Origin of the sequence: Paenibacillus fonticola DSM 21315 (genome assembly GCF_000381905.1) — a bacterium.
GTDB lineage: Bacteria > Bacillota > Bacilli > Paenibacillales > Paenibacillaceae > Fontibacillus > Fontibacillus fonticola.
The window spans coordinates 1-2,141 of record NZ_KB907304.1 but is presented as its reverse complement, the minus strand read 5'-3'; the positions used below and the strand labels follow the sequence as shown (position 1 = coordinate 2,141).

The following is a 2,141-nucleotide window of genomic DNA, read 5'->3' as shown; positions in this document are numbered from 1 at the left end:
GCAGCCGAATATCCGCGGGAGAAGACCATTCATCAGTTGTTCGAAGAACAAGTTGAGCGAACGCCGGACAAAGCAGCTGTTATCTACGAAGGCAGTCAGCTGACGTATCGCGAGTTGAACGAAAGAGCGAATCAGCTAGCGCGGACGCTAAGGGTGAGAGGTGTGCAAGTGGATGATCGGGTGGCGATCATGGCTGAGCGCTCATTGGAGATGATCGTCGGTATATTCGGTATTTTGAAAGCGGGCGGCGCGTATGTTCCTATCGATCCGGAGTATCCGGCGGAGCGTATTCGTTACATGCTCGAAGATTCCGGGGCTACACTGTTGCTGTCGCAAATACGTCTTTTGAAAGAGGTACCTTTAGAGATCAGCTGTATAGATTTGAACGATAACCAAGCATATGATTCGGATGACTCGAATTTGGGGGTTACTGTCCAACCGCAATCTCTTGCCTATCTTATTTATACTTCTGGTACAACAGGATTGCCGAAAGGTGCCATGATTACGCAACAAGGGTTGGTCAACTATATCTGGTGGGCCAAAAAAGTCTATGTAGCAGAAGACCATCTTGACTTTCCGCTATATTCGTCGATTTCATTCGATCTCACGGTTACTTCCGTATTTACGCCGTTAATGACAGGAAGCTCCATACGTATTTATGAAGGAACTGACAAAGTATCTTTAATCCGGCGGATTGTCGAGGAGAACCAAGTGGATATCCTGAAGCTGACCCCAACGCATCTGAGCCTGATTCAGGAAATGAACCTAAGCAGCAAATCGAAAATACGGAAACTCATTGTCGGCGGAGAGAACTTGAGCACGAGCCTGGCGAATAAGATTACGGAGATGTTTAACGGGAGAATAGAGATTTTTAATGAATATGGCCCGACCGAAACGGTTGTAGGATGCATGATTTATCGGTACGATGTTGCAGCAACAGATACACGAGAATCGGTACCGATCGGAGTCCCGGCTGACAACGTAAAAATTTATTTGCTCAATTCGCATCATCAATTTCTACCTAAAGGCGTCTTAGGAGAAATCTATATTGCCGGTGATGGTGTGGCGCTCGGTTATTTGAATAAACCGGAATTAACCGCGGAGAAATTCGTAGCCAACCCGTTTGAGCCAGGAGAACGAATGTACCGAACCGGAGATTTGGCGCGGTGGCTGCCAGATGGAAACATCGAATATTTGGGCCGGATCGACCATCAGGTTAAAATCCGCGGGTATCGCATCGAGCTGGGCGAGATTGAAGCGCAGCTGCTGAAGGTCGAATCCGTCCGTGAAGCGGTTGTGGTAGCGCGCGAGACAGAAGAAGGACAAAAGGATTTATGCGCCTATGTTGTGTCGGACCATGAACTTGCGGCAAGCGAGATCCGGGCAGTACTCTCCCAATCGCTGCCGGGGTATATGATCCCTGCATACTTTGTGCAGATCGATCGGCTGCCGCTGACGCCTAACGGCAAGATCGACCGTAAAGCATTGCCTGCGCCAGCAGAACATCTGCATACCGGAGCTGAGTATATCGCTGCGCGTACGCCGGTGGAAGAAGCACTGGTGTCGATCTGGCAAGCGGTGCTAGGTGTAAGCCCGATCGGGGTACAGGACAATTTCTTCGATCTTGGCGGCCATTCGCTGCGGGCAACAACGCTGGTCGCAATGATCCATAAAGAGCTAGGTGCTGATATCCCGTTGCGGACCGTATTTCAGAAGCCGACCATTGCACAGATGGCCCGAATGATCGAAGGCCGCGATTCGTTTAGTTCGTTTACGTACGCAAGGATACCCGCTGTCAAGCCAAGCAGCTGCTATCCGGTTTCTTCCGCTCAAAAAAGATTATATATCCTCAGCCAGATGGATGGTGGGGAACTTAGCTACAATATGCCGGCCGTCATTACCGTAGAAGGGGAATTGGACCGGGAACGACTGGAAGAAACATTCCGGAAGCTGATCCGCCGCCATGAATCGTTGCGGACCGGATTTGAGCTGGTAGAAGGGAATCTAGTACAGCGTGTTTACGAAGATGTCCCGTTTGCAGTGGAGTATACGAAGGCAAGCGAAGAACAATCGGATGGACAATCGGATGATCTTATTCGGCAATTCGTTCGCCCCTTTGCTCTGCAGCAAGCACCGCTCTT

Annotated in this window: 1 protein-coding gene; it reads left to right on the top strand. The window is 50.0% G+C overall.

The annotated features are described in order from the left end of the window. Positions 1-2,141, top strand: a 2,141-nt coding sequence (locus G358_RS31135) for a non-ribosomal peptide synthetase (protein ID WP_033404784.1), incomplete at both ends; no start/stop codon positions are given.